The organism is Candidatus Thiodiazotropha sp. AKAK2, from assembly GCF_058244685.1.
In genome coordinates, this window is sequence record NZ_JBSYOP010000029.1 from 140,680 (window position 1) to 166,268 (window position 25,589).

A 25,589-nucleotide genomic window follows, 5' to 3' on the forward strand; every position below is an offset into this window, starting at 1 on the left:
TAGTTTGGCTGTTTGGAGGTTGGATTTTGTACATGGTTGACTCCCGATGTGTTTGCTTAGGGCCTGGTAACAGGCCCTAGGTGCCCGGCCTAATGGCCGGGTTAATACGGTTAGACATTGATCTTCACAGTATCCTTGAGGACACTGTCAAGACCGCCGAAGACGGTGAGACGATCCACCTTGTCGGTTACCTTTTCCAGAGTCTCCAGCTCCTTCAAACGTAACAGGGTAGGGTTCTCGTCCATCAGCTTTGCGGTGTTCAGCAGCGAACGGGCCGCTGCGGTCTCCTCACGCCGCTTGATCACGTTGGCCTGAGCCGCCTTCTCGGCCTGAACCACCTGGTTGAGAATCTCCTTCATCTCACCGGGTAGAATGACATCCTTCAGGCCGACACTGCACAACTCAAAACCATTTTCCGCTGCTCTGACCGCGACCTTGTCAAACACCTCCCGGTCGACACGCTCCTTGTCTTCCAGCAGCTTATCCAGGTCATGGGAGCCCACCGCCTGTCGCAGGCCGAATTGCAACTCCCGATAGATCCAGTCAAGGGGCTGCTGCAGCTTTGAGCGAGCCATTACCGGGTCCACAATCTGAAACTGAGCACCCAGGTTCAGACGCAGCGAAACCTTGTCGCGGGAGAGGATCTCCTGACCCTGCACCTCCATCGACTGCACACGGGTATCCAACTGCTCTACCTTAACGTGCCGCTTGACCGCCCAAAAGGCGTGAAAGCCAGGCTTCAGGGTTTCGCGTAACTCACCGTCAACCAGCAGCAGACCGAGGTAGTGGTCCGATACTTCGGCGGTATGGATATAGGGCTGCAGCTCTCGCGCCACAACGCCACCCCGGGAACGGAAGACCGTCTCCACCAGATGCCTGGAGACCGGTAGATCGTTGTGCAGATCGACTCGGTCGACACGCAAGCTGTAGGGCTGCTTCCAGTAGATCCTGCGCTCACCCGGCGCCAGCAGATCGATGAACTTGTTGTCCCGATAGACCACACCGATCTGATGCTCGGTCAGGTCCACCAGTTCCAGGTAGGAGCCCAGTAGATCCTTGGCGTCCTGCAACAGGAACTCAGCATTTTTATTGCTGCATACTGCCTGGCCCAGGTCGTGCAGTTCGATCTTTACACGATTGAATGGGTCGAAGTGGCGATAGACACCAGGCTCCAGCACCTCGATCAGCTGACTGTCACGAAACAGAAAACCGCGCTCGTGCTGGGCCACAACGATGCGCTTAGTTGCAAACATTGTTTTTCTCCTTGTTGATTAATGATTGCTTTTTCGAAACACACCGGATGATGTGTTTCGGAAAAGCTTGGCCCCACACCTGCAGCGCGGGATCGGTTGGGGCGAGAGGGTGGGCGGGAATGCGGTCGACAAAACAAAACGACACTCCATTGCCGGGTTGTCTGTTGATGGCGTTCCAGCTGACCCAATGCACCATGTCGAACGCGGGCGCTGCAAGTGTTGCAGCGATCCATTAAAAAACATCTCAATGAACGCCGCTGGGGCGTTGCTTGGTTGTGGAAACTAAGCGGAGTTGAACCGCTGGGCGTGAAGGCCCTTACCAGAGTCGGATAGGAGGAGTCGAACCTCCGTTCAATCGATTAAAAGTCGATTGCTCTACCACTGAGCTATATCCACGTGGTGTCTTCAAGCTACTCGTGTGCGGTACACAGGATTGCACGGCAAGCTGTGCCGGCGGGCCATGCCGAGACCCGGCCGCTGTCACTTTGAGTCTTTATGAGGACTTGTGTCAACCGCGAGGAGTCGAACCTCGGCGGATGAGAGATCTATTCATGATCTGAAATAGTTGTCTCTGTTAGTGCTTTCGTAGCACTTGCTTTGCAGACAACAGTTTTTGAAATCTATGGCCGGATCCACATGGGCAGGGATCGTTTCGACCGAGCTTTTCGATCAGCTCCTTGTCACCATGAACGAGTCGAACACCGCGCTTAACCTGTGTCTCGGAGGGAAATCCTTTGCGTCGTTTACTCATGCTCTCAAAAGGAGTGGTCTGTTTTATCGTATCGGTTGTGTCTCATGTCGCACCTCCAAAAATGTGTTTTTTCGGTTGGTAGGGATGGTGAGATTCGAACTCACAACAAACAGGTTCTGAGCCAGCTGCGTCTGCCAATTGCGCCACATCCCCATGGAAAAATCTTAGGGGTGATTCCCCGTATGGTACTTACTTAAGCACTATTTGGTGGGGCATGGTCCCACCCTACTGTTGAATTCATGGTGTAGGGTGGGGCCATGCCCCACCAAGACCCTTTAATGCAACTAGATGCAATGAGTTTTAATGCTTAAGTAAGTACCATTCGGTTGATTACCACACTTAAATTGGTCCGCTTACCCAGAGTCAGCGGACCGGTGCTTCGGGTATCCGTCGAGACTTCTCCCCTGGCACTGCACAGCTGCGCTTGTCGTTTCATGATTCGATTCGAACAGCAGCACTACCTCTTGTCCCTGGTCGGACAGGTGACCATTCCCGGCCCATAACCGAGACATGAGGGGACGAGGCTTGCTTGGTATTTGCCCCAAGCGGCCACAAACCCTGTCCATACACAGGACAGGGATTAATCGTTTTCCTTATTGTTAAAGAGCGTCCGGGATTCAGCCCGGGTTTTCCCCGGGCAATAAAAAACCCCCGGGGTTTTCACCAACCGGGGGTTGTTCCGGGAGGTGTCAGTAGTGCATGACACCTTCCCGTATGTTTTGGGGTGTAGGCGTCAGGTCATACCTGTTATGTCCCTGCTGTTAAGCAGGAAGCTGACAGTTTGTATATTTGCTGGATACGCAGCCACGCAAGCAGACCCGGTTTCCAGGGATGCTGGTGTGTGGATGTTGCGTAAGTCCGATAGATACATAGTCAGTTTCCGTTTCAATAAATGTGGGAGAAGCGACAGTCGATTTGACGCTTCCCATAACTTGGTGCGCAAGTATAATACTGATCTTTTATTTTGCAAGAGAAAATTTTGCATATGACAAAAAATAATTCAATCGGCCAGTCGCGCAGTAAAGACCCGGTCGCGGTGAAGATTGGTAAGCGTATTGCTCAGGCCCGCAAGATGGCCGGCTTCAAGACAGCCAAGACCTTCAGGGAGAAGTTACCGAAGTGGCCGGAAAACAGGCTCTCCTGGTATGAGGCCGGTTACTCCATGCCCCATCCCGGCCATGTTGAGATCATTGCCAGGGCCACAGGCACATCGACCTGCTGGATCATGTTCGGACTTGGTCCGATCCGTTCCGGCGAGCGGGATCTGCAAGCGGTAAGGCATCAGAACCTGGTCTTCCTTTATCGCCAGACAGAGACGGAAGGACCGAAGGCGATCGCTGAATTTCTCATGGCCAGCCGGTTCAAGGCCGCTCAGCTGGCCGACCATATCGACAATCCCTTCAAACATATTGGCGAGCGTCTAGCGCGCAACATCGAAAAGGCCAGTGACAGACCAGTTAAATGGTTGGATGAGCAACATATTGAGTCGGATGGCTTATGTGGATCATTTCCTGATGATCTGCGGGAGCTGATGACAATCTATTCAGAGATGAACAGCAAATCGAGGAAGATGCTGATTGCCATGGCGCGAACCATGTCTGAACATGTTTGAAGCCTGTTATGGGCAATTCCAAACGAGAGGCCCTGAGCGGTACGACAATTAAAGGAAATCCGTCAGCCTGACGATGGTAATCTATCGTTTACAGCTTTGCTTTTCGGTTTTGCTCTGAATAAGGAAACACATATCTGTGCCTAAGGTTCTTGACTGCGCTGGTAAAAAGCTCGACCTGAGTCAGCCTCGGGTGATGGGGATCCTCAATTTGACCCCGGATTCATTCTCCGATGGGGGGCGCTTCACCGCCCGGGATGCTGCCATCGAACATGCCATGCAGATGGTCGATGAAGGGGCGGCGATTATCGATATTGGTGGTGAGTCAACCCGACCAGGCGCCCAACCGGTAACCGCGCAACAGGAGATGGACCGGGTGATTCCACTGATCGAAGCGCTGGCCGGTGAAATCCCACTACCCATTTCAGTCGACACCAGTAAGGCGGAGGTGATGCGAGAGGCTGTCTCCGCCGGTGCGGGAATGATCAATGATGTGATGGCATTGCGCGATTCCGGCGCCCTGGAGGCCGCCGCTGAAGCCGCCGTGCCAGTCTGTCTGATGCACATGCAGGGTGAGCCCCGTACCATGCAGTGCAATCCTCACTATGATGATGTGGTTGAGGATGTTAAAACCTTTCTTAAGCAGCGACTGGATGCTTGTGTGGCGTCGGGTATCCCCCAGGATCGGCTGATTGTTGATCCCGGGTTCGGCTTCGGTAAAACCCTGGCGCATAATCTTGCGCTACTCGACAATCTGCAAAATCTCGATCAGCTTGGTGTGCCGGTGTTGGTGGGAATATCCAGAAAGTCTATGATAGGGACACTGCTTGGAGAACGTCCTGTTGAAGATCGTCTGTATGGCAGCCTGGCGGCTGCGGTGCTGGCTGCCATGAAAAAGAGTGCCATTTTAAGGGTACATGATGTACAAGCCACAGTTGACGCCTTGAAGATAGTGTCGGCTGTTCAGGCGCCGGGTTCATAAGCGATAAATAACTGAGGAATAATCTGTGAGTCGAAAGTATTTTGGAACCGATGGTGTGCGTGGCCGTTTTGGTGAAGGGGCGATTACACCTGAGTTTGTGTTGAAGCTGGGCTGGGCTGTCGGACGGATTCTGGGTACAGAATCAAAGAGCCGGGTGTTGATTGGCAAGGATACCCGTATCTCCGGCTATCTGCTCGAATCGGCCCTGGAGGCCGGACTCACAGCAGCAGGCGTCAATATCACCCTGCTCGGCCCCATGCCCACCCCCAGTGTGGCCTACCTGACCCGAACCCTTCATGCCCAGGCGGGTATCGTCATCAGCGCCTCCCACAATCCCTACACCGACAATGGCATCAAGTTCTTTTCCGCCGATGGACTCAAGCTGCCGGACCGGGTGGAGAGTGCCATCGAGGCGGAGATGGAGAAGCCGCTCACCACCGTGGATTCCGCCAATCTGGGGCGAGCGGAAAAAATGGATGCAGAAGGGCGCTATATCGAGTTCTGTAAAAGCACCATCCCACTCAAGACTCGCTTCAAAGGTATGAAAATCGTCGTGGATTGCTCGAATGGGGCCGCCTACAACATCGCACCCTACGTCTTCGATGAAATGGGTGCCGATGTGATTGCAATTGGTAATCAGCCGGATGGTTTCAATATCAATGACGGGGTGGGTTCCACCCATCCCGAGTATCTGAGAGCCGCGGTCCTGGAGCATAGCGCCGATCTGGGTATCGCCCTGGACGGGGATGGCGATCGTCTGATCATGATCGATGATCAGGGCAATGAGGTGGATGGGGATGAGATTCTCTATATCATCGCCTGTTCCCGGATGCGGCTCGGAGAACTCAAGGGGGCAGTTGTCGGTACCCTGATGAGCAACCTCGGGCTGGAGCATGCGCTACGTGAACATGGCGTGGTGTTTGAGCGGACCAACGTGGGTGATCGCTACATCATGGAGCGCCTCTCCAAAAAGGGCTGGGTGCTCGGCGGTGAGCAGTCTGGCCATATCATTTGCCTGGATCGCACCACCACCGGAGATGGCATTGTCTCCGCGCTACAGGTTCTGGCGGAAGTTCATGCCACAGGGCGCTCTCTACGAGAGCTCAGTGACGGGATGAGCAAATACCCGCAAAAGCTGACCAACATTCACCTGGGTGGAACCAGCGCCCAGGAGATTATGGAGTCGGATGCGGTCAAAAGATCGGTGCGTGAAGCTGAAGTGGAGATGGGCAGCTCAGGCCGGGTACTGCTCAGACCTTCCGGTACCGAGCCGCTGATGCGTGTGATGGTGGAGGGTAGTGACGGTGAGCAGGTCGAAGTGCTGTCGTCACAGATCGCCAGTACCGTCGAGGCATTGGTAACCGGCTGATGCGGAGGCTACTGCGGTTTGGCCGGCGGTGAGCCCCGATTCTCGCCATTCCAGGGGGGAATTGGATCCAATCTGCAGAAAATGACCAGGAAAGACCTTCTGAAGATTGATTTCGGAGGCGTTGGCCGTTAAGCTACCGCGCTTTCTTTTTATAGCAGGAGTGTAAGCATGCGTAGACCGCTAGTTGCCGGAAATTGGAAAATGAACGGTTCGCTTGAGAGTGTTCGTAGCTTATTGGATGGTATCAAGGAGGGTGCTGGCGCGGTCACCAACGCTGAAGTTGCGGTCTGCCCCACGGCCATTTTCATTCCTGAGGCTCAACAGCGACTGAGTGGCACCGATATTGCCTGGGGTGGTCAGGATCTCTCCACAGAGACATCCGGTGCCTATACCGGTGAAGTGGCCGCTTCGATGCTGAATGACTTCGCCTGTAAGTATGTCATCGTAGGGCACTCCGAGCGCCGCACCTATCACAACGAAAGTGATGAGCTGGTTGCTAAAAAGTTTGCCACCGCGCGGGCCGCCGGTCTGGCACCGATCCTGTGTGTCGGTGAGACCCTGGAAGAGCGTGAGTCCGGTGTCACCAACGAGGTCGTGGCGCGTCAGCTGAATGCGGTGATCGATCTCGAGGGTGTGGCGGCACTGGCGGAGGGCGTCATCGCCTATGAGCCGGTCTGGGCGATCGGTACCGGTAAAACCGCGACCCCTGAGCAGGCCCAGGAGGTACACGCCTTCATTCGCTCCCTGGTGGCGGAGAAGAGTGCCGAGGTGGCCGAGGGTGTACGCATCCTCTACGGTGGCTCGATGAAGCCTGGAAACGCCAAGGAGTTGATTGACAAAGCAGATATCGATGGCGGCCTGATTGGTGGCGCATCCCTGGCTGCGGAAGATTTCCTGGGAATCTGTACAGCAGCAAATTAATTTTTTCAGGGTTGTGGGTCAGCTGCTGACTGACTGGATACCCTCTATTAGGTAACGCAGACATGCAAACGATATTGACCGTGTTTCACATCTTTCTGGCCGTTGGGTTGGTTGGGTTGATTCTGATTCAACACGGTAAAGGTGCGGATATGGGCGCTGCCTTTGGCAGTGGTGCTTCAGGCACCGTATTCGGCTCCAAGGGGTCGGCCTCTTTTCTGACCCGCGCTACGGCGATTCTGGCAACCCTGTTTTTCGTTACCAGCATGGTTATGGCCTATTTCGCTGCCCAGACCAACGAGCCGGAAGGGCTGATGGAAAATATGGGCACAGCACCTGTGATCGAAGCGCCGGCGCCGGAAACTGATCTTCCTGCGGTACCCGGTGGTAATAGCGATCTGCCAGCAGTACCTGCGGCTGACAGCGTGCCACAAGTTCAGTCTGAAGAGATGCCGCCGGTCCAGGCCAGTGAATCCATGGCTGAAATGGATGCTCCGGCTTCAGAGGCAATGGCCGAATCGTCCGAGGGGGCTGCGAGCGAAGAGCAGCAACCGGCTGCAGTGGGCGGAAAAGAGTAAGCAGCAGGGAAACAGTTTTTGCCGATGTGGTGGAATTGGTAGACACGCTATCTTGAGGGGGTAGTGGCGTAAGCCGTGCCGGTTCAAATCCGGCCATCGGCACCATCCAATAAGAACGGTACACACCATTTTGGTGTGATACCGTTTTTTTATGCCTCTAGAAGTATTATAACTAATTGAATTTTATATAGTTATTACTTTTTGCCCCACTTGACATTGTTGCGGGCCAGAGGATAGACTGCCTGCCTTCCCTGAAGTTTCACCTAAGAACATAACGATTGAATTAACTGGGGGGTCAGCTTTCTGATGCTTGAAAATTATTTGCCCATCATGATTTTCCTAACGGTCGCTTTCGTGTTGGGTGGCATTGTCATCGGATTGGGTTTTCTGCTTGGTACAAGTAAGCCGGACGACGAAAAAAACTCTCCTTACGAATGCGGTTTCGAGGCCTTCGAGGACTCCCGCATGAAGTTCGACGTTCGCTACTATCTGGTAGCCATCCTGTTCATTATCTTCGATCTCGAGATCGCTTTTCTCTTCCCCTGGGCCGTGGTGCTCGACCAGATCGGCATGGTGGGTTTTATCGCCATGATGGTGTTTCTGGGTATTCTGGTAATCGGTTTTATTTACGAATGGAAGAAAGGGGCTCTGGAGTGGGAGTAATCAAGATTTTAAGCGCTGTAATCCTTCGGGAGGCTAAGAGTGGGCATTGAGGGCATTCTTGAGAAAGGTGTAATCACCACCTCCGCAGACAAGTTGATCAACTGGGCGCGCACCGGCTCGATGTGGCCGATGACCTTTGGTCTGGCCTGTTGTGCGGTGGAGATGATGCAGGCAGCTGCAGCACGCTATGACATGGATCGTTTCGGCATTGTTTTCCGGCCCAGCCCACGCCAATCGGATGTGATGATCGTAGCCGGTACCCTGGTCAATAAGATGGCCCCGGCACTGCGTAAAGTGTATGACCAGATGGCTGAACCCCGCTGGGTGATCTCCATGGGCTCCTGCGCCAATGGCGGTGGCTACTATCACTACTCATACGCCGTGGTCAGAGGTTGTGATCGGGTTGTGCCGGTGGATATCTATGTCCCCGGTTGTCCTCCGACAGCAGAGGCGTTGCTGTACGGTGTGCTTCAGTTGCAGGACAAGATTCGCCGGACCAGTACCATAGCGCGTTAAGGTGGTAGATAGATCATGAGTAGCGGTTCCCAAAACGGTATGCAAGGTCGACTGGATCAGCTGGCCTCGACACTTGAAGAGCGCTTTTCCGATTTGAGTTGTCAGGTGGAGAGAAGCTGTGGTGAGGTCACCCTGGTGGTGCCGACCGACAAGCTGATCGAAGTCGCCAACACTTTGCACGACGATGACGAGTTTGGTTTCAATGAGTTGATCGACGTCTGCGGCGTCGACTACTCGGATTATGGCATTTCCGAGTGGCAGACTGACGGTGCGCCAAATACCGGTTTCGGCCGGGGTGTGGCCGAGCAGGCGGGGGATGAGCCCGAACAGAACCGGCGCTTTGCCGCGGTCTACCATCTGCTCTCCATCAGCAACAACACCCGTCTTCGGTTACGGGTATTTGTCGACACCGATCAACCGATTGTCGCCTCAGTGGTTCCGGTCTGGGCCAGTGCCAACTGGTTCGAGCGTGAGGCCTTCGATCTGTACGGCATCCTGTTTGACGGACACCCGGATCTGCGCCGAATCCTCACCGACTACGGATTCATCGGCCACCCCTTCAGAAAAGACTTTCCGCTGATCGGTCAGGTGGAGATGCGCTACGACGAACAGCAGGCGCGGGTGATCTACGAACCGGTGAGCATCGATCCGCGCACCTTGGTGCCCAGGGTTACCCGTGAAGACAACCGTTATCTGAATGAAGATGACACAACGCAGGATGCCGCCGATGCCTGAAATTCGTAACTACACCCTCAATTTCGGTCCCCAGCATCCGGCTGCCCATGGTGTACTGCGACTGGTTCTGGAGATGGACGGTGAGGTCATCGAGCGTGCTGATCCACACATTGGACTGCTGCATCGAGCCACCGAGAAGCTGGCTGAGAGCAAACCCTATAACCAAAGCATTCCCTACATGGATCGCCTCGACTATGTGTCGATGATGTGTAACGAGCATGGCTATGTTCGTGCGATCGAGAAGCTGCTTGGGGTGGAGGCGCCGATTCGGGCTCAATACATCCGCACCATGTTCGATGAGATCACCCGCATTCTCAACCACCTGATGTGGCTGGGCACCCACGCCCTGGATGTGGGGGCGATGACTGTGTTTCTCTACGCCTTCCGGGAACGGGAGGATCTGATGGACTGCTACGAGGCTGTCTCCGGTGCGCGTATGCACGCCGCCTACTACCGCCCTGGCGGTGTCTACCGGGATCTACCGGAAAAGATGCCTCAATACCAGGCAAGCCAGTGGGTAACCGGACGTGATGTAGCCGCCCGCAACGAAACCCGCCAAGGATCTCTGCTCGATTTTATCGAGGATTTTGCGAACAGATTTCCCGGACTGGTGGACGAGTACGAGACTTTGCTCACCGACAACAGAATCTGGAAACAGCGTACCGTCGGAATCGGTGTGGTTTCACCGGAAAGGGCACTGCAGCTCGGCTTTACCGGCCCCATGCTGAGAGGCTCGGGCATTGCCTGGGATCTGCGTAAGAAACAGTCCTACGCGGCCTATGACCAGGTGGATTTCGACATCCCGGTGGGCCAGAACGGTGACTGTTACGATCGCTACCTGGTGCGCATTGGTGAGCTGCGGGAATCAAACCGCATCATCAAGCAGTGTATTGAATGGCTGAGAGCCAACCCGGGTCCGGTGATGGTCGACGATCATAAGATTGCCGTACCCAGCCGGGATGAGATGAAGGACGATATGGAGGGGTTGATTCACCACTTCAAGCTCTTCACAGAAGGTTATTGCCCACCCGAGGGAGAGGTCTACGCAGCGGTTGAGGCACCGAAAGGGGAGTTTGGCTGTTACATCGTCTCCGATGGCGCCAACAAGCCTTACCGATTGAAAATCAGAGCGCCGGGTTTCTCTCACCTGGCTGCCATGGACGAAATGGTGAACGGCCATATGCTTGCCGACGTTGTGGCGGTGATTGGCACCATGGATGTGGTATTTGGTGAGATCGACCGTTAGAGCAATTGAAAAATGACAGTAACAGTTAAAGACAAAACGGAACTTTTCTCCCCGCAAATCTGTGCGGAAATTGATCGCTGGATTGCCAAGTATCCCGCTGAGTGGAAACAGTCCGCCGTGATGGGCGCCTTGATGATCGTGCAGGATGAGAATGGTGGCTGGTTGACCACGGAACTGATGGACCGGGTTGCCGACTATCTGGATATGCCGCCGATTGCGGTCTATGAAGTGGCGACCTTCTACTCCATGTATGAGCTGAAGCCGGTAGGCAAACACAAGATCTGTGTTTGCACCAACGTCTCCTGCATGACCAATAAATCTGATCTGATTGTCGAGCATCTTGAGAAAAAACTCGGTATCAGCTTTGGCGAAGTTACCGAGGATGGCCGCTTCTCCATGAAAGAGGTGGAGTGTCTCGGGGCCTGTGGTGGCGCACCCATGATGCAGATCGGCAAACAGTATTATGAAAATCTCACACCGGAAATCGTCGATGCGATTCTGGAAGGTCTGGAGTAACAGCCATGGTCAATGAAGTCTGTCTGCGAACCCTGGATCTTGAGCGCCCCTGGTTGATGGAGCAATATCAGAGCCGTGGTGGCTATGAAGTATTGAAGCAGGTACTCACAGAGAAACGGGCGCCTGAAGCTATCATTGAAGAGGTGAAAAAGTCCGGACTGCGCGGACGTGGCGGGGCAGGTTTCCCAACCGGCCTGAAGTGGAGTTTTATCTCCCGCAATGCGCCAGGACAGAAATATGTGGTGTGTAACTCGGACGAAGGCGAGCCGGGGACTTTCAAAGATCGGGATATCCTGCGATACAACCCCCATCAACTGATCGAGGGGATGATTCTGGCCGGTTATGCGATCGGCGCAACCCGCGGTTACAACTATATCCGGGGTGAGTTCTGGGAACCCTACGAGCGCTTCGAACAGGCGCTGCAGGAGGCCCGCGAAGCCGGTTTTCTTGGCGACAACCTGCTGGGATCGGGATTCGACTTTGATCTGCATACCCACCTGGGTGGTGGCGCCTACATCTGCGGTGAAGAGACCGCCTTGCTGGAGTCGATCGAAGGCAAGAAGGGTCAGCCCCGTTACAAGCCTCCATTTCCGGCCCACTTCGGCCTGTATGGCCGGCCGACCATCATCAACAACACCGAGAGTCTGGCCTCGATTCCCATGATCCTGGAGAAGGGTGGTGAGTGGTTTGCCGATATCGGTGTGAAGAACAGCGGTGGCTCAAAACTGTTTTCAATCTCCGGCAATATCAATAATCCGGGGGTATTCGAAATTCCGATGGGAACGCCGTTTTCCGAGCTGCTTGAGATGGCCGGGGGAATGAAAGACGGTCGCAAGATCAAAGCGGTGATTCCCGGTGGTTCATCGGCACCGGTGATTCCCGGTGAACAGATGATGGATCTGAATATGGACTACGACTCCATCGCCGGCGCCGGCTCCATGTTGGGTTCAGGTGCGGTGATCGTGCTGGACGACACCAACTGTATGGTCAAGACCCTTGAGCGTATGTCCTATTTCTACCACGAAGAGTCCTGTGGTCAGTGTACTCCCTGCCGTGAGGGTACCGGCTGGCTCTATCGGGTCGTGCACCGCATCGAATCCGGACAGGGACGCCAGGAGGATCTGGACCTGCTGGATGATGTGGCAGACAAAATCAGCGGCAAAACCATCTGCGCCCTGGGAGACGCTGCAGCTTTGCCGGTACAGGGCATGCTGCGCCACTATCGGGATGAGTTTCAATATCACATCGACCATCAGCGTTGTATGGTCGGGGCTGGCTGAGGTCTTACAGTAACCACGATGACAGATAAGTTAGTCACCATAGAAGTAAACGGGCAGGAACTGCAGGCGGAAGCCGGCATCATGCTCATTGAAGCCACGGATGCAGCCGGTATCAACATACCGCGCTTCTGTTATCACAAGAAACTTTCCGTCTCAGCCAACTGCCGTATGTGCCTGGTTGAAGTGGAGAAGGTGCCGAAACCTCTCCCGGCCTGCGCCACGCCGGTGTCTGACGGCATGAAAGTCTACACCCGATCTCCAAAAGCGCTGGCGGCGCAGAAAGGCACCATGGAGTTCCTGCTGATCAATCACCCGCTCGACTGTCCGATCTGTGATCAGGGTGGCGAGTGTGAGCTGCAGGATGTGGCGATTGGTTACGGGCGGGATGTCTCCCGCTACAGTGAGGGTAAACGGGTCGTTGCCGACAAGAATATCGGGCCATTGATTGCCACCGATATGACCCGCTGTATCCATTGTACTCGTTGTGTAAGATTTGGCGAAGAGATCGCCGGTATCCGCGAGATGGGCGCCACCGGTCGTGGTGAGCATATGGTGATCGGCACCTATATCGAAAAGAGCGTGGACTCCGAGTTGTCCGGCAACATCATCGACCTCTGTCCGGTAGGTGCGTTGACCTCGAAACCTTTCCGTTTCAATGCTCGCGCCTGGGAGCTGACTCAGGTGGAAGCGATCGCACCGCACGACAGTCTGGGTTCCAATCTGAACCTGCACCTGCGTGATAACAAAGTGATGCGGGTGCATCCCAAAGACAATGAATCGATCAACGAGACCTGGATCTCCGATCGGGACCGTTTCAGTTACGAAGGGCTCTACAGCAGTGACCGGCTCACTTCACCGATGGTGAAAAAAGGTGGCGAATGGAAAGAGGTCAGCTGGGAGATGGCTCTGGAGATGGCAGCGGCCAGTCTCAAAGAGATCGGCGATGGTGATCAGATCGGAACCCTGTTAGCCCCAACCTCAACCCTTGAAGAGCTGTTTCTCGCTCAGAAACTGATGCGCGGACTGGGTTGTAACAATATCGACAGCCGTCTACGTCAAGGCGACTTCCGAATGGATGCAACCCAAAACAGCGTCCACTGGCTGGGCAGTAGCCTCAGTGATATGGATCAGATGCAGACCGTTTTTGTGGTCGGCGGGAACATTCGAAAAGAGCAGCCGATTCTGGCGCATCGCCTGCGTAAGGCCGCCGTGAATGGGGCCAAGCTTCACTACCTGAATCCCATCCAAATCGATCTGAATCACCGTGGTGACCAGGATGTCTGTACGCCGGGCGAGATGGCTGGCCGTCTGGCGGCGGTTGCCAAAGCGGCCGGTGTCAAAGCCTCTGGCGGGGGTGCCTCCCTGCTGGGTGCCGCTAAAGTGGATGAGTCCGCGAAACAGACAGCCGCCAACCTGAAGGCTGCCGATGGCGCACTGGTCATGCTTGGGGCGATGGCTCAGGCTCACCCGGACTACGCACTGCTGCATACCCTCGCGGCTGCATTGGCTGAAGCGACCGGCGCGCAGCTCTCTATACTGCCGACATCGGCCAACTCGGTTGGCGCCCAGCTTGCCGGTGCGGTGCCTCACCTGCAAGCCGGAGGCACAGCGGCTGAGCGTGCTGGCCTGGATACCCTGCGGATGCTGAAGATGCCCCGCAAAGGCTATCTGCTGCTGGGGGTGGAGCCCGGTCGTGACTTCTGGAATGGTTCTCTGTCGATGAGTGCACTGCAGAGCGCCGATATGGTGGTTGCGATCAGTGCCTTCCGCAGTCCTGAACTGGAAGCCTGTGCGGATATCATGCTGCCGATGGCGATCTTTACCGAAACCTCAGGAACCTATGTCAACGCGGAGGGGCGCTGGCAGCAGAGTCGCGGAGTGGTCAGGCCTCAGGGAGAGAGTCGTCCTGGTTGGAAGATTCTGCGGGTGCTCGGCAACCTGACGGATCAGCCAGGTTTCGATTACATCGATTCACAACAGATTCATGATGAGCTTCACAAACTGTGTGAATCCTCAACACTCGATAACAAGCAGGCAGAACCTCAAAATCTTGAGCCGCTGCTGAGCGCCGATGTGCTCCTGAGAGGCGGGGATACACCGCTGTATGCCTGCGATCCGCTGGTGCGTCGCGCCACGGCCTTGCAGCAGACCCAGGATGCGGGCTCGGATACCATCCGTCTGCACCCGCAAGAGGCGGCCCGACTGGGACTCGATGGCAGCGATACGGCATTGGTAAAACAGAACGGCAATCAGATCGATCTGCCCCTGCAGCTGGACGAGCGCATTCCTCAGGGGTGTGTCTGGATATCCACCGGCCTGGCGCGCACATCGACACTGGGTCAGCCATTTGGTGAAGTGACCGTGGAGAAGGCATAACCGATGGAATTCCTTATCAGTCTCTGGGAAGCGCTTCCCTACGAACTTCAATATCTGATCTGGACCATGATCAAGATCGTGGCGATTGTCCTGCCGATGATGCTGCTGGTGGCCTACTACACCTACGCGGAACGCAAGATCATCGGTTACATGCAGGTGCGCGTCGGTCCCAACCGGGTAGGGCCCAAGGGTTGGCTGCAGCCCATTGCGGATGCCTTGAAGTTGATGTTCAAAGAGATCATCATTCCCGCGAATGCCAATAAACTGCTGTTTCTGATGGCGCCGGCCATCACGCTGGCGCCGGCGTTGGCTGCCTGGGCCGTCTTCCCCTTCGATGAAAAACTGGTGTTTGCAGACATCAATGCGGGTCTGCTTTACATCCTGGCGCTGACCTCGGTCGGGGTTTATGGGGTGATCATTGGTGGTTGGGCGTCGAACTCAAAATACGCTTTCCTCGGCACCATGCGTTCCGCGGCACAGATCGTGGCCTACGAGATCGCCATGGGATTTGCCCTGGTCGGGGTTCTGGTGGCTGCCGGCAGCCTCAACCTGGGTGAGATCATCCGCGCCCAGGAGGGTGGGATCTTCTCCTGGTTCTGGCTACCACTGTTGCCGCTGTTTGCCGTGTATGTGATTTCCGGTGTGGCGGAGACCAACCGCGCCCCGTTTGACGTGGCGGAAGGTGAATCCGAGATCGTCGCCGGTTTCCATGTGGAATACTCCGGTATGGCCTTTGCGGTCTACTTTCTGGCGGAATACGCCAACATGATTCTGATCTCCGCGCTGACGGCGGTGATGTTTTTCGGTGGCTGGCTCTCCCCGTTTCAGGGGTGGCCGGTACTTGGACCTCTATTCGATTGGGTGCCCGGATTCTTCTGGTTGGTGATCAAGACCGGGTTCTTCATGTTTCTTTTTCTCTGGCTGCGTGCCACCTTTCCCCGCTACCGCTATGACCAGATCATGCGACTCGGTTGGAAGGTGTTCATTCCGATTACCATTGTCTGGATTGCAGTGGTCGGCCTGGCAGTGGTCTATCAAGTACCCTGGTGGTTCGACTGAGGTCTTCTATGAACGTGTTTAAAAACTATTTCAAGAGCCTTTTTCTGCTGGAGCTGTTCCGTGGACTGAGTGTGACAGGGCGTTACCTGTTCCGTAAGAAGTTCACCATCATGTATCCAGAAGAGAAAGCGCCGGTCTCCCCCCGCTTTCGTGGATTGCACGCCTTGCGCCGCTATCCCAACGGTGAGGAGCGCTGTATCGCCTGTAAGCTCTGCGAAGCGACCTGTCCGGCGCTGGCGATCACCATCGAAGCGGAACCCAGGGAGGATGGCTCCCGGCGGACCACCCGCTACGATATCGATCTGTTCAAGTGCATCTATTGCGGTTATTGCCAGGAGGCCTGTCCGGTGGATGCCATCGTTGAGACGCGAATCTATGAGTACCACTTCGAGAATCGCGGTGAGAACATCATGACCAAGGAGAAGTTGTTGGCAGTGGGTGATAAATGTGAAGCGCAGCTGGCTGCGGATATCGAAGCCCAGGCGAAAGTTCGCTGACCCACAGGCAACCTTGGAGATAACGGGAATCCGTATATGACACTTGAAAAGCTGATTTTTTATGTACTGGCAGCTGTCGTTCTGGCGGCGGCAGTGATGGTGGTGACCCGACGCAACCCGGTTCATTCGGCGCTGTTTCTGATCCTCGCCTTCTTTGCCAGCAGCGGCATCTGGTTATTGGCGGAAGCGGAGTTTCTCGCCATCGTGCTGGTGTTGGTCTACGTGGGTGCGGTCATGGTGCTGTTCCTGTTCGTGCTGATGATGTTGGATATCGATATTGCGGTACTGAGGTCCGGATTCATCAAGATGCTGCCGCTCGGGGTGGTGATGGCGATAGCCATGGCCGCGGAACTGATTCTGATCGTCGGGCCAGGCAACTTCGGCCTGGAAAAATACGCCGCTCCGGCCAGACACGCCGCCGATTATAGCAATACCGAAGAGCTGGGCAGCGTACTCTATACCGTCTACATGTACCCCTTCGAGATAGCGGCGGTGATCCTGCTGGTGGCGATCATTGCAGCGATTGGATTGACCATGCGGCGGCGCACCGATACCAAGTTTATCGATCCGTCTACCCAGGTTGTGATTAAGAAGGGGGACGATCGCATCCGAATGGTCTCCATGGACGCGGAAAAAGGCTAACGACATGATTGCACTTTCAGACTATCTGATCCTTGGCGCCATCCTCTTCGCTATCAGTGTGGCGGGGATCTTCATCAACCGCAAAAACGTCATCGTGCTGTTGATGTGTGTGGAGCTGATGTTGTTGGCGGTGAATATCAACTTTGTCGCATTTTCCCATTTTCTCCAGGATACGGCAGGGCAGGTGTTCGTATTCTTCATCCTCACGGTGGCGGCCGCTGAAGCAGCGATCGGCTTGGCCATACTGGTGGTGCTGTTCCGCAGCAAACGCAGTATCAACGTCGAGGATATGGATGCCCTGAAGGGTTGATTGATAAGAAGTCCGCAAATGAATGCTGATGAACGCAAAGATGGTTTGTGGTTATTGGCGAAGTTATACGGACTGGATATACAGAATTGAAACATAGGTTAATGAAAGTCGGTAAATGAAAACGCTTACGCATAAACACACTTGCGATCATCAGCGTTCATTCACGGACCAAATTTAAGAAGAAACGGTTTATGGAAAATATCTATCTGACAATCGTATTGGCGCCTCTGGTCGGCGCGATATTGGCCGGTTTCTTTGGCAGTACGTTGGGGCGCAAGGGGTCGCACTGGGTCACCAGTACCGGGGTCGGCATCTCCGCCTTGCTCTCGCTCTATGTACTGAAAGGCTTTATGTACGATGGCCTGGAGACTTTCAACGGTACGGTCTACACCTGGATGGTGAGCGGTGGACTGAGCATGGAGGTGGGCTTTCTGGTCGACCATCTGACGGCGGTGATGATCACTGTGGTCACCTTCGTCTCTTTCTGTGTACATATCTACACCATCGGCTACATGGCGGATGATGAGCACAACTGGCCAAAGACCAGTCTGGCCGGTAAAAACAGTTATCAGCGCTTCTTCAGCTACATCTCTCTGTTTACCTTCTCCATGTTGATGTTGGTTATGGCCAACAACTTCATGCAGCTGTTTTTCGGCTGGGAGGCCGTTGGTCTGGTCTCCTATCTGCTGATCGGTTTCTGGTCGGTCAGACCCACGGCGATCTTCGCCAATCTGAAGGCCTTTCTGGTCAACCGGGTGGGTGATTTCGGTTTCATTCTCGGCATTGCCGCGATTGTCATGTACACTAACAGTCTCGATTATGCCGAAGTGTTTGCGTTGGCGCCGGGACTGGTCGATACCCAGGTCCAGATCTGGGGTGACAGCAGCTGGTCACTGATGACCGTGATCGGCATTCTGCTGTTTATCGGTGCGATGGGTAAATCGGCTCAGGTACCGCTGCATGTCTGGCTGCCCGACTCCATGGAAGGCCCGACCCCGATCTCAGCACTGATCCATGCGGCCACCATGGTCACCGCCGGTATCTTTATGGTGGCGCGTATGTCACCGCTGTATGAGCTCTCCGAGACAGCCCTCAGTTTCATCCTGGTGATCGGCGCCACCACCGCCTTCTTCACCGGTCTGATCGGTATTGTGCAGAACGATATCAAACGGGTGGTGGCCTACTCGACCCTGTCGCAGCTGGGTTACATGATGGTGGCTTTGGGCGCCTCCGCCTATGCCGCCGGCATCTTCCACCTGATGACCCACGCCTTCTTCAAGGCGCTGCTGTTCCTTGCTGCCGGTTCAGTCATCATTGGCATGCACCATGATCAGGATATCCGCAACATGGGTGGGGTGCGCAAATACATGCCGATCACCTACTGGACCTCATTGCTCGGTTCCCTGGCCCTGATCGGTTTTCCCGGCTTCTCCGGTTTCTTCTCCAAGGATGCGATTATCGAGGCCGTGCATCACTCAACCATAGCCGGTTCCGGCTATGCCTATTGGCTGGTGCTGGCCGGTGTGTTTGTCACCGCCCTCTACAGCTTCCGTATGTTCTTCCTGGTGTTCCACGGTGAAGGCCCCCGTGACGAACATGCCAAGGCGCATCTCCATGAATCACCCAAGGTGGTGACCATACCGCTGATTCTGCTCGCCATCCCCTCGGTGTTCCTTGGTTACCTGACCATTGACGCGATGCTGTTCGGCGACTGGTTCAAAGATGCACTCTATGTGCTGCCCGAGCACGATACGCTGGCGGCGGTACAGACGATGGTTCACAGTGGCAATGGCATGCTGGCGCATACCTATGCAAGCTACGCCTTCTATCTGGCGATGGCCGGACTGGCTCTGGCTTTCTATCTCTATATGATGAATCCCGCCCTGGCGGAGAAGATTAAAAATACCCTGGCGCCGCTACACACGATGCTGGATAAGAAATATTGGTTTGATGAGGTCTACCAAGCCGTGTTTGCCGCAGGCAGCCGGGGTATTGGCAAGTTCCTCTGGCTGGTCGGTGACCGGGGCCTGATTGACGGATTGGCGGTGAATGGCTCTGCCCATACCGTGGGTTGGCTGGCTTCGATCGTACGCCACGTCCAGACCGGTTACCTCTATCACTACGCCATTGCCATGATTCTGGGTCTGCTGCTGTTGCTGACCTGGTTTGTATATCTTTAAAGGACGTTGAGCATGATTGCCGATTGGCCCATCCTAAGTCTTACGGTCTGGCTGCCCATCGTGGGTGGCTTCATGGTGCTTGCCAGTGGCGACCGGGAAGCGAACGCCACCAAGTGGACCGCCCTGACCATCGCCATTCTGACCTTCATTGTCAGCCTGCCTCTCTGGTTCGCGTTCGACAGCGCCACGGCAGATATGCAGTTTGTCGAGCGGGTGCCCTGGGTTCCCGGTTTCGATATCGAGTACTACATGGGTGTGGATGGCATCTCCATGCCGCTGATCATTCTCACCACCTTCATCACCCCGCTGGTTGTGATCGCCGGTTGGGAAGTGATCCAGTATCGTCCCTCCCAATACATGGCTGCCTTCCTGATCATGGAAGGTGTGATGGTCGGTGTCTTCTCCGCGCTGGACGCGATGCTGTTCTATGTCTTCTGGGAAGCGATGCTGATTCCCATGTTCCTGATCATCGGGGTCTGGGGTGGACCGAACCGGGTCTACGCCACCATCAAGTTCTTCCTCTATACCTTTTTCGGTTCGGTGTTCATGCTGGTCGCCCTGATCTACATGTATTTCCAGTCCGGCAGCTTCGATATCCTCGGTTTCCATACCCTCAAGCTTGGGCTGACCGAACAGATCCTGATCTTCATCGCCTTCCTGCTCGCGTTTGCGGTGAAAGTGCCGATGTGGCCGGTTCATACCTGGTTGCCTGACGCACACGTGGAAGCGCCCACCGGTGGGTCGGTGATCCTGGCGGCGATCATGCTGAAGATCGGTGGCTACGGTTTTCTCCGTTTCAGCCTGCCGATCACGCCGGACGCCAGCCATACCCTGGATTGGCTGATCATTGGCATGTCATTGATCGCTGTGGTCTACATCGGTTTTGTGGCGCTGATCCAGCAGGACATGAAAAAACTCATCGCCTACTCGTCGATCGCCCATATGGGTTTTGTCACCCTCGGCTTCTTTATCGTCTTTATCATCAGTCAGAACAGTGATAACAGTGCTGGTGCAGTACTCGGTATCGAGGGAGGCATGGTTCAGATGGTATCCCATGGCTTCATCTCTGCCGCCATGTTCCTCTGCGTCGGTGTGCTCTACGATCGTTTGCACAGTCGGGAGATCAAAGATTACGGCGGGGTGGTGAACACCATGCCGGTATTCGCCGCCTTCATGGTCTTCTTTGCGATGGCCAATGCGGGGCTGCCCGGCACCTCCGGTTTTGTCGGTGAGTTCATGGTCATCCTGGCCAGTTTCCAGGCCGACTTCTGGTACGCATTCCTGGCGGCAACCACCTTGATTATCGGCGCCGCCTATACCCTATGGATGGTCAAGCGGGTAGTCTTCGGTGATGTCACTTCCGATGGTGTGGCTTCGCTTGAGGATATGAACCGACGTGAATTCATTGTCCTGGGCACCCTGGCAGCAGCGGTATTGTTGCTGGGTTTGTGGCCCGCACCCCTGGTTGAAGTGATGGACGCCTCTGTCAACAACCTGCTGCAGCATATAGCTGTGTCCAAGTTATAACCTGACGGAGCCTGACTCGGTAGCGAAATCATGCAATTCGATGCAACACAACTGATCCCGGTCTTACCGGAAATTTCCTTGCTGACCCTGGCCTGTTTGGTCCTGTTGGTTGATCTTTTCATCCGTGAAGAGCAACGCATCGCCAGCTATGTCATCACCCAGGTGGGTCTGCTGGTCACCGTGGCGGTCACCCTGGCCGTGGCCAGTTCCGAGACCCAGATTCTGTTCGATGGCAGCTACATCCGGGATCCCATGAGCGATCTGCTGAAGGTTGGAGTGCTGCTGGTTACGTTTATCTCCTTTCTCTATGCCAAGGACTATCTGATCCAACGGGATCTGTTCAAGGGAGAGTTCTACACCCTCGGCCTGTTTGCGGTTCTGGGTATGACAGTGATGATCTCCGCCAACAGTTTTCTCACCATCTATCTTGGCTTGGAGCTGCTGGCTCTCTGTCTGTATGCCCTGGTCGCCTTCAATCGTGATTCTCCCGAGGGTGCTGAGGCGGGCATGAAGTACTTTGTGCTGGGTGCACTGGCCTCGGGTATGCTGCTCTACGGCATATCCATGATCTACGGCACCACCGGCACGCTGCAGTTCGATGAGCTGGCAAAAGTTGTGAGCAAGGGGGACATGAACGAGATCGTGATGATCTTCGGTATCGTCTTTCTGGTAATCGGCTTGGCCTTCAAGCTGGGTGCAGTACCTTTTCATATGTGGGTGCCCGATGTCTACCACGGTGCACCGACCGCAGTGGTCGCGTTTCTTGCCAGTGCCCCGAAAATCGCCGCCTTCGCTCTGGCCATGCGCTTACTGGTGGATGGCCTGGCTGAGCTGAATGGTGGCTGGCAGGGTTGGCAGGGGATGCTGATCATCCTGGCGGTGCTCTCCATGGGTGTGGGTAATCTGATTGCCATCGCGCAGACCAACATCAAACGTATGCTGGCCTACTCAACCATATCCCACGTGGGTTTCATCATGCTGGGCATCCTTGCAGGGACCAAAGAGGGCTATACCGCAGCCATGTTCTACACCCTGGTCTACGCACTGATGTCGGCCGGTGCCTTCGGTATCATCATTGCCCTCAGCCGCAAAGGCTTCGAGGCTGAGAATCTGGATGATATGAAGGGCCTGAATCAGCGTAATCCCTGGTTTGCCGGAATGATGCTGCTGCTGATGTTCTCCATGGCCGGCGTACCCCCTACCGTGGGCTTTTTCGCCAAACTGTTCGTTCTCGATGCGGTTGTTTCGGTAGACCTGACCTGGCTGGCCCTGGTCGGTGTGGCCTTCTCGATCATCGGCGCCTTCTACTACATCCGTGTGGTCAAGCTGATCTATTTCGATCAGCCAGAGGATGAAACACCGCTCTCAATCGGGGTGGACACTCAGGTGATGCTCTCCATCAATGGTCTCTCCATGCTGGTGCTGGGACTTTTCCCCGCAGGCCTGCTGTCTCTCTGTGCTGCAGCGATAGGCAGCTGACCCCAGCTTCTGGCCAGTTGATTCGAGGTGATTCATCCTGGGTCACCTCGCAAATCCCTCAAGGGTAGATCTGTTTAGGCTTTTTTTTCCAGTTTTTTCTGTCTGAAAAAGCGTTGAAATTTCTGCCTTTCCGGGCTGTCTAATCTAATGTTTCAAATCTTTTAAAATTTTTTTATAAAGGGCTTGTCATCCAGGTCCATCACAGGTAGTATTCCCCACCTTGATGCGGGGTGGAGCAGTCTGGTAGCTCGTCGGGCTCATAACCCGAAGGTCGTTGGTTCAAATCCAGCCCCCGCTACCAACAATTGAAAAGGCCTGAAATACGCTAGCTATAGTGGTGTTTCGGGCCTTTTTCTTTTCAGTCGAAATCACACCCATCAGCTGTTTTTCGTCGGCTCTTCCAGGTGCCGGTTTTCCCAGTATTCAGTGGAGCCAAACAGCTCTGGTGATATGAGAAAGCCAATCACACAGTTTTTCTGAGACATTGAAGTGGTGGAACCCGGTCTTCTTTATGAAACACCTGGGTGCCAGAAATTGACACGCATTGATCCGATCGATTTCGCGATAGCGTTAGTTTGAAAGTGCGACGCACGATCGTCAGATTATCGGGGAACGCCCCTTTTCATTTGGGTGGGTAAACGGGAAAAGTCACCTTTGGAAAATGATGATTGGAAAAAAGTGATTCACTTTGTTTTCTTGATTAACCGGCACACAGGTCCCCTGAATATCTTATGTTTCAGTCGCTGACAAGATATTAGGGGAAACAGTTTGTTTTTTATCCAGGCAGATGGCAAAGTACAACACTCCTCTTGCTCATCAGACGCTTTTCATCAGTGAACCGTCCCGCCCACGGGGATTGATAACGGACTGTTTATTGCATTATCCGAGACGATCGAAAAGCTTCCACTGAGATTGCCAGGACCACTCACATTACAATTGAATCGAAGTGATACGGTGGATGGAGCTATGCCGCTTGCAGGCGCTACATCCAGCCATGGGATAGTATGCTCAATCCTCCAGGTCAAAGTGCCATCGCCACTGTTGCCGATATTGAGTTGACCAATCTCCTGGGGACAGGGTGACTCACCGATGTAGTGATCAAATATGAAGGCAGTCTGTTCGACTACGTCAATTTCAGGGTTAGTTGTCGGTGGTGGTGGTTCTGTAACTTCCTCTTCCGGCGGGGGATCCTCTATTACCGTGTCTTCACAGACTACTTCAATATTGACACGTCGATGAATACCGCCAGCCTGTACTGAAATGGCATCGGCCGAGCCTGCTTCTGATGGTGCTGTGTAGGTTATTGATCGTTGAAAGATAAAATTGTCTACGCCATCTTTGTAGTGTTTTACGACCAACGGGTTGGCACGTTCGTTTGCGGGTATTTCCCGCTCATTCTCAACGCCGTCCCCATTGAGTTTTGCTGAGCCGCCGATATTCCGTTCAAAGTGGATGACCGATTCGTTTCTGCAGGTGTTGTTGTACATATAGAGTGTTTTCTCTTGCCCGCAGGCAACAACGATATTTTCAACATATAACGAACCTGTTTGTGGACGGGTATTCTCTTGGTATCGTGCGGAACGTTGAATGATGCTTGGTGCAGTTTCAGACAGATAAAGGCCTCGTTGTTCGGTGTCATAGTCAATCCATTGACAGTTCCTTTTCTTATGATTGTCATGACATCCGATTGGTTCATACAACTCATCGATACTATCCGAGAATATGCGTAAGATTTCGACAGCTCGATAGGCGAAATCTCCCCGCTCATTAGTACAGCAGTTGTGCAGTACCGATTCATGGCAGGTAGAGCCAAGGTAGACTTGGACTTCGGTCACTGAATCGGTTTGTGGTTCAGCGTCAGGACCGGCGAGTGGGCCATCATAGTCCAAGCAACAGGGATACGTATTGTAATCCTCCTTGCAATTTCCTGAGACACCCTCATCGCCTTGTTCTTCGAACGGCCGTATCGGAGGTAAATGGATATGCCCATGATTGATATGATGTACTGCACCGCCTTTCTCAGCGATGGCTGGGTTATGACAAACGTCACCATCCATACCGCATGGTCTCGGGAAAGTACCCTTGATGTCGATTACTGCCGGGTTTGAGGCATCGGTGCTCAACTTGTGCAGTGGAAAGGTAAATAACGGCTTTTCATCTGTTACTTCTCTAACGACAACCGCCAGGCCGGAGCCTGGGTCTGTTACTGGATCTAAGGTAAAGAAGCCGTCAGGATCGATCATAACCTTCTGGTTCTGTGTCACAATCCAATTGCCCTTTTGAGGTATGGGGCCAAATACAATCGTATTGGGATCATCTTCAGATACTTCCAAAAGCGTTGAATCCAGAAGAGCAGGGTCATCCATGATCGCCTGAACTTCTTCCTCTGTGGCCAGTTTTTTGACCAGGCTCAGAGTCAATTGGCCATATAACGGCATATCCAGCGGAATGGAACAAGCGTCACCCAGGCCATCCTGATCTGTATCTTCCTGGTCTGGATTTGATTCATAGGGGCAGTTATCGCTTTCATTATCGATGCTGTCGTTATCAATGTCTTGGTTGGAGAGTAATACAGATAGATTGAAATCTGCATCCATTCCATCTGCGACACCATCCCCATCCCGGTCTTGATAGAGCAACGGGTTTCGTTGCAGAAGCGCTATATCCTGGTCAGGCAACAGAAGGACGTTGCCGATATCTTCATTTGCACCCAGTGGAAGTTGGAATCGATCGATGAACTCCTCCAGAGTTCCACCCTGACTAATACGAGGATTCTCGTAGATCACTACGCCAACATCGCTTTCTGAAGCATCAACAAATTTGAGAGAGACTGGTGTCTCTGCTGGAATATCAACGGTAAAATCGCATCCCTGTGCGATCTCGACTTGCGAAACCGTATCACCATCCTGCAAAACCAAAATCTTAACAGCCGTACTGGGACAGATAGTGGAAGATTCATCTGAATCAGCGTTGGTAATCAATTGGCCCGATATTGTTGTGCTGGGTTCACTTTCATCCGAATCGGAATGATTGCACCCAGCCAGGATTGCAAAGATAATTAGAAGTATTGGGAAGTAGAGTAGTTTTATATTAGACATTGTAT

The 25,589-nt window shown here is 54.1% G+C and carries 22 protein-coding genes and 4 tRNA genes; 21 read left to right on the forward strand and 5 right to left on the reverse strand.

The features are described 5' to 3' along the window. Positions 1-110: 110 nt before the first annotated feature. The 4 genes from AC4IE8_RS13115 to AC4IE8_RS13130 all read right to left on the reverse strand — a co-directional run bounded on the left by AC4IE8_RS13115 (position 111) and on the right by AC4IE8_RS13130 (position 2,157). Positions 111-1,253: a slipin family protein gene (locus AC4IE8_RS13115; protein ID WP_490791207.1), complete on the reverse strand. Its 1,143-nt coding sequence runs from the start codon at positions 1,251-1,253 to the stop codon at positions 111-113. Positions 1,254-1,576: 323 nt separating this feature from the next. Continuing rightward, a tRNA-Lys gene (locus AC4IE8_RS13120) sits at positions 1,577-1,649 on the reverse strand. A 178-nt stretch (positions 1,650-1,827) separates the two neighbouring features. Continuing rightward, a complete protein-coding gene (locus tag AC4IE8_RS13125) occupies positions 1,828-2,004 on the reverse strand; it encodes an SEC-C metal-binding domain-containing protein (RefSeq protein ID WP_071891821.1) in 177 nt (58 codons plus the stop codon). A gap of 76 nt (positions 2,005-2,080) precedes the next feature. Beyond that, positions 2,081-2,157: transfer RNA gene (locus AC4IE8_RS13130), tRNA-Leu, on the reverse strand. An 832-nt stretch (positions 2,158-2,989) separates the two neighbouring features. Between AC4IE8_RS13130 and AC4IE8_RS13135 the strand changes: the two genes are divergently transcribed. From AC4IE8_RS13135 to AC4IE8_RS13235, 21 genes are all read left to right on the forward strand, one after another. Beyond that, positions 2,990-3,616 carry a helix-turn-helix domain-containing protein gene (locus tag AC4IE8_RS13135; protein ID WP_083226052.1) on the forward strand — a complete coding sequence of 209 codons (627 nt, stop codon included), beginning with the start codon at positions 2,990-2,992 and terminating at the stop codon, positions 3,614-3,616. 193 nt (positions 3,617-3,809) lie between these two features. Continuing rightward, positions 3,810-4,595, forward strand: coding sequence for a dihydropteroate synthase (folP, locus tag AC4IE8_RS13140; RefSeq protein ID WP_083226053.1), 786 nt, complete (start codon positions 3,810-3,812; stop codon positions 4,593-4,595). Between the two features lie 25 nt (positions 4,596-4,620). Continuing rightward, entirely contained in the window at positions 4,621-5,964 is a 1,344-nt protein-coding gene (gene glmM / locus AC4IE8_RS13145; protein WP_068991393.1) for a phosphoglucosamine mutase, read from the forward strand. Between the two features lie 168 nt (positions 5,965-6,132). Continuing rightward, a complete protein-coding gene (gene tpiA, locus AC4IE8_RS13150) occupies positions 6,133-6,885 on the forward strand; it encodes a triose-phosphate isomerase (RefSeq protein ID WP_490791208.1) in 753 nt (250 codons plus the stop codon). Between the two features lie 62 nt (positions 6,886-6,947). Then, the gene (secG, locus tag AC4IE8_RS13155) at positions 6,948-7,460 is read left to right on the forward strand and encodes a preprotein translocase subunit SecG (RefSeq protein ID WP_490791209.1); all 513 of its coding nucleotides are present in this window, start codon (positions 6,948-6,950) and stop codon (positions 7,458-7,460) included. A 20-nt stretch (positions 7,461-7,480) separates the two neighbouring features. After that, positions 7,481-7,565 (forward strand) — tRNA-Leu (locus AC4IE8_RS13160). A 201-nt stretch (positions 7,566-7,766) separates the two neighbouring features. Continuing rightward, entirely contained in the window at positions 7,767-8,123 is a 357-nt protein-coding gene (locus AC4IE8_RS13165; protein ID WP_068991403.1) for an NADH-quinone oxidoreductase subunit A, read from the forward strand. 39 nt (positions 8,124-8,162) lie between these two features. Continuing rightward, a complete protein-coding gene (locus AC4IE8_RS13170; RefSeq protein WP_068991407.1) occupies positions 8,163-8,639 on the forward strand; it encodes a NuoB/complex I 20 kDa subunit family protein in 477 nt (158 codons plus the stop codon). Positions 8,640-8,678: 39 nt separating this feature from the next. Further along, a complete protein-coding gene (locus tag AC4IE8_RS13175; protein WP_490791223.1) occupies positions 8,679-9,374 on the forward strand; it encodes an NADH-quinone oxidoreductase subunit C in 696 nt (231 codons plus the stop codon). Next, positions 9,367-10,620, forward strand: coding sequence for an NADH-quinone oxidoreductase subunit D (locus tag AC4IE8_RS13180; protein WP_068991415.1), 1,254 nt, complete (start codon positions 9,367-9,369; stop codon positions 10,618-10,620). Before AC4IE8_RS13175 ends, AC4IE8_RS13180 begins: the two co-directional genes overlap by 8 nt. 12 nt (positions 10,621-10,632) lie before the next feature. Next, on the forward strand, positions 10,633-11,136 hold the full coding sequence (locus AC4IE8_RS13185) for an NADH-quinone oxidoreductase subunit NuoE family protein (protein ID WP_068991417.1): 504 nt from the start codon (positions 10,633-10,635) through the stop codon (positions 11,134-11,136). A gap of 5 nt (positions 11,137-11,141) precedes the next feature. Beyond that, entirely contained in the window at positions 11,142-12,416 is a 1,275-nt protein-coding gene (gene nuoF, locus AC4IE8_RS13190) for an NADH-quinone oxidoreductase subunit NuoF (RefSeq protein WP_068991420.1), read from the forward strand. Positions 12,417-12,434: 18 nt separating this feature from the next. After that, entirely contained in the window at positions 12,435-14,792 is a 2,358-nt protein-coding gene (gene nuoG, locus AC4IE8_RS13195; protein ID WP_068991423.1) for an NADH-quinone oxidoreductase subunit NuoG, read from the forward strand. A 3-nt stretch (positions 14,793-14,795) separates the two neighbouring features. Then, complete coding sequence (gene nuoH / locus AC4IE8_RS13200; protein ID WP_068991425.1) at positions 14,796-15,851, forward strand: NADH-quinone oxidoreductase subunit NuoH; 1,056 nt, start codon at positions 14,796-14,798, stop codon at positions 15,849-15,851. Between the two features lie 8 nt (positions 15,852-15,859). Further along, positions 15,860-16,348 carry an NADH-quinone oxidoreductase subunit NuoI gene (nuoI, locus tag AC4IE8_RS13205; RefSeq protein ID WP_068991428.1) on the forward strand — a complete coding sequence of 163 codons (489 nt, stop codon included), beginning with the start codon at positions 15,860-15,862 and terminating at the stop codon, positions 16,346-16,348. Positions 16,349-16,384: 36 nt separating this feature from the next. Then, on the forward strand, positions 16,385-16,990 hold the full coding sequence (locus tag AC4IE8_RS13210; protein ID WP_068991430.1) for an NADH-quinone oxidoreductase subunit J: 606 nt from the start codon (positions 16,385-16,387) through the stop codon (positions 16,988-16,990). A 4-nt stretch (positions 16,991-16,994) separates the two neighbouring features. Then, positions 16,995-17,300 (forward strand): NADH-quinone oxidoreductase subunit NuoK, encoded by a 306-nt coding sequence (gene nuoK, locus AC4IE8_RS13215; RefSeq protein WP_068991433.1) that lies wholly within the window; start codon positions 16,995-16,997, stop codon positions 17,298-17,300. Between the two features lie 191 nt (positions 17,301-17,491). Continuing rightward, positions 17,492-19,480 carry an NADH-quinone oxidoreductase subunit L gene (nuoL, locus tag AC4IE8_RS13220; protein WP_068991436.1) on the forward strand — a complete coding sequence of 663 codons (1,989 nt, stop codon included), beginning with the start codon at positions 17,492-17,494 and terminating at the stop codon, positions 19,478-19,480. Positions 19,481-19,492: 12 nt separating this feature from the next. Then, on the forward strand, positions 19,493-21,007 hold the full coding sequence (locus tag AC4IE8_RS13225) for an NADH-quinone oxidoreductase subunit M (RefSeq protein ID WP_068991439.1): 1,515 nt from the start codon (positions 19,493-19,495) through the stop codon (positions 21,005-21,007). 30 nt (positions 21,008-21,037) lie between these two features. Then, positions 21,038-22,486, forward strand: a complete 1,449-nt coding sequence (gene nuoN, locus AC4IE8_RS13230; protein WP_068991443.1) for an NADH-quinone oxidoreductase subunit NuoN — start codon at positions 21,038-21,040, stop codon at positions 22,484-22,486. Positions 22,487-22,710: 224 nt separating this feature from the next. Beyond that, positions 22,711-22,787 (forward strand) — tRNA-Met (locus tag AC4IE8_RS13235). A gap of 529 nt (positions 22,788-23,316) precedes the next feature. On the opposite strand, the gene AC4IE8_RS13240 is transcribed toward AC4IE8_RS13235, so the two are convergent. Then, positions 23,317-25,584 carry a thrombospondin type 3 repeat-containing protein gene (locus tag AC4IE8_RS13240; protein WP_490791210.1) on the reverse strand — a complete coding sequence of 756 codons (2,268 nt, stop codon included), beginning with the start codon at positions 25,582-25,584 and terminating at the stop codon, positions 23,317-23,319. Positions 25,585-25,589 lie beyond the last annotated feature (5 nt).

What these genes read in the sequence shown, in the direction of transcription:
- AC4IE8_RS13240 (WP_490791210.1), bottom strand. Translation starts at nt 25,584, where the DNA reads ATGTCTAATATAAAACTACTCTACTTCCCAATACTTCTAATTATCTTT.
- nuoF (WP_068991420.1), top strand. Translation starts at nt 11,142, where the DNA reads ATGGTCAATGAAGTCTGTCTGCGAACCCTGGATCTTGAGCGCCCCTGG.
- nuoK (WP_068991433.1), top strand. Translation starts at nt 16,995, where the DNA reads ATGATTGCACTTTCAGACTATCTGATCCTTGGCGCCATCCTCTTCGCT.
- AC4IE8_RS13165 (WP_068991403.1), top strand. Translation starts at nt 7,767, where the DNA reads ATGCTTGAAAATTATTTGCCCATCATGATTTTCCTAACGGTCGCTTTC.
- secG (WP_490791209.1), top strand. Translation starts at nt 6,948, where the DNA reads ATGCAAACGATATTGACCGTGTTTCACATCTTTCTGGCCGTTGGGTTG.
- AC4IE8_RS13180 (WP_068991415.1), top strand. Translation starts at nt 9,367, where the DNA reads ATGCCTGAAATTCGTAACTACACCCTCAATTTCGGTCCCCAGCATCCG.
- nuoG (WP_068991423.1), top strand. Translation starts at nt 12,435, where the DNA reads ATGACAGATAAGTTAGTCACCATAGAAGTAAACGGGCAGGAACTGCAG.
- AC4IE8_RS13185 (WP_068991417.1), top strand. Translation starts at nt 10,633, where the DNA reads ATGACAGTAACAGTTAAAGACAAAACGGAACTTTTCTCCCCGCAAATC.
- nuoN (WP_068991443.1), top strand. Translation starts at nt 21,038, where the DNA reads ATGCAATTCGATGCAACACAACTGATCCCGGTCTTACCGGAAATTTCC.
- AC4IE8_RS13175 (WP_490791223.1), top strand. Translation starts at nt 8,679, where the DNA reads ATGCAAGGTCGACTGGATCAGCTGGCCTCGACACTTGAAGAGCGCTTT.
- folP (WP_083226053.1), top strand. Translation starts at nt 3,810, where the DNA reads ATGGGGATCCTCAATTTGACCCCGGATTCATTCTCCGATGGGGGGCGC.
- nuoL (WP_068991436.1), top strand. Translation starts at nt 17,492, where the DNA reads ATGGAAAATATCTATCTGACAATCGTATTGGCGCCTCTGGTCGGCGCG.
- AC4IE8_RS13115 (WP_490791207.1), bottom strand. Translation starts at nt 1,253, where the DNA reads ATGTTTGCAACTAAGCGCATCGTTGTGGCCCAGCACGAGCGCGGTTTT.
- AC4IE8_RS13210 (WP_068991430.1), top strand. Translation starts at nt 16,385, where the DNA reads ATGACACTTGAAAAGCTGATTTTTTATGTACTGGCAGCTGTCGTTCTG.
- AC4IE8_RS13125 (WP_071891821.1), bottom strand. Translation starts at nt 2,004, where the DNA reads ATGAGTAAACGACGCAAAGGATTTCCCTCCGAGACACAGGTTAAGCGC.
- AC4IE8_RS13225 (WP_068991439.1), top strand. Translation starts at nt 19,493, where the DNA reads ATGATTGCCGATTGGCCCATCCTAAGTCTTACGGTCTGGCTGCCCATC.
- AC4IE8_RS13135 (WP_083226052.1), top strand. Translation starts at nt 2,990, where the DNA reads ATGACAAAAAATAATTCAATCGGCCAGTCGCGCAGTAAAGACCCGGTC.
- tpiA (WP_490791208.1), top strand. Translation starts at nt 6,133, where the DNA reads ATGCGTAGACCGCTAGTTGCCGGAAATTGGAAAATGAACGGTTCGCTT.
- nuoI (WP_068991428.1), top strand. Translation starts at nt 15,860, where the DNA reads ATGAACGTGTTTAAAAACTATTTCAAGAGCCTTTTTCTGCTGGAGCTG.
- nuoH (WP_068991425.1), top strand. Translation starts at nt 14,796, where the DNA reads ATGGAATTCCTTATCAGTCTCTGGGAAGCGCTTCCCTACGAACTTCAA.